Below are 1,813 nucleotides of genomic sequence, written 5' to 3'. Positions count from 1 at the left end.
TAGAGCTCACCGATGGTATCGCCGTCATTGCCCCAATGGATAGTGATGATCAGATGGAAGAGCTTATCTTCTCGTCACGTTTTGCCTGCCCTGTCTGTGGATACTCTATCAGTGAACTTGAGCCGAGAATGTTCTCCTTTAACAATCCTTCAGGCGCATGTCAGACATGTGATGGACTAGGGGTTAAGCAGTTTTTCGATCCGTCTCGCGTCGTGAGAGACGGCACACTCACCATTGCAGAGGGCGCGATAAAAGGTTGGGATCGCAGAACCATCTACTACTTCCAATTATTATCGAGCGTCATGCAGCACTATGGGGTAGACATCGATACGAAGTTTGCGGACATTCCCGAACACATCAAGGACATCATATTAAACGGCAGCGGTTCTGACGAGATTGCGTTTAATTATGTCAATTCTCGTGGCGACACCATGCAACGACAGCATCCCTTTGAAGGTGTCATTCCCAACATGGAGCGTCGTTACAAAGAAACAGAATCACAAATGGTACGTGAGGAGCTAGCAAGCTACTTAACCATGCAAGCGTGTCCAAGTTGCCATGGTTCACGCCTGCGGGAAAGCGCTCGCCACGTATTCATTGAAGAAACGACGCTCCCCGAAGTCATTAAAATGCCTATTGGCCAAGCACTCACTTATTATCAAGAGTTATCTCTTACCGGTAAGCGAGGAGAAATTGCTGAAAAAATTCTGAAGGAAATCCAATTACGCTTGGAGTTTTTGGTCAATGTAGGCCTGGACTACCTGACACTCGACCGCAGCGCGGATACTTTATCAGGAGGCGAAGCGCAGCGTATTCGATTGGCTAGTCAAATTGGAGCTGGATTAGTTGGCGTTATGTACATACTCGATGAACCCTCTATAGGCCTTCATCAAAGAGATAATGAACGCCTGCTTAAGACTCTTACTCATCTGAAAGAACTTGGAAATACCGTTATCGTTGTCGAGCACGATGAAGACGCCATCAGACTCGCAGATTATGTTATCGATATCGGGCCAGGCGCTGGCGTACACGGCGGTGAGATTGTCTCCCAAGGCACTCCTGAGCAAGTCATGCGTGACGAGAACTCACTTACTGGCGCATATTTGAGCGGAACGAAAAAAATTGAAATACCTCGACAACGCACAGCTCCAAATCCGAAAAAACAATTGAGCTTAATCGGCGCGAATGGAAACAATCTAAATGACGTCACACTCAACATCCCAGAAGGCTTGTTAACATGTATCACAGGCGTTTCAGGCTCTGGGAAATCGACCCTGATCAACTCAACGCTTTACCCGCTCGCTGCGACAGAACTTAACAAGGCAACGACATTAGAGGCGGCATCGTACGATCAAATTAAGGGGCTAGACCTCTTCGATAAAGTCATCGACATAGATCAAAGCCCTATCGGAAGAACACCGCGCTCTAACCCCGCCACATACACTGGACTGTTTACTCCGATTCGTGAGTTATTCTCAGGCACCCAAGAAGCAAGAAGCCGAGGCTATAAACCAGGACGCTTTAGCTTTAACGTAAAGGGCGGTCGTTGTGAGGCATGTCAGGGCGATGGCGTAATCAAAGTAGAAATGCACTTCTTGCCTGACGTATACGTTCCATGCGATGTATGTAAGGGCAAGCGCTACAATCGCGAAACACTCGATATCAAGTACAAAGGATTAAACATCAACGAGGTGCTCGATCTTACGATCGAGGATGCCCGAGAATTTTTCGATGCCGTCCCGTTCATCGCAAGAAAACTCCAAACACTCATCGATGTAGGACTGTCCTATATTCGCTTAGGACAAAGCGCTGT

Annotated in this window: 1 protein-coding gene; it reads left to right on the top strand. The window is 47.5% G+C overall.

Features of this window, described 5'->3' with window-relative positions; translation table 11 throughout:
• Nucleotides 1–1,813 (top strand): excinuclease ABC subunit UvrA (gene uvrA / locus A3739_RS12785; RefSeq protein ID WP_068501595.1); only part of this gene is annotated, 1,813 nt, incomplete at both ends.

The sequence above is a fragment of the Oleiphilus sp. HI0067 genome, assembly GCF_001635735.1.
This window is presented reverse-complemented; position numbering and strand designations above follow the sequence as displayed.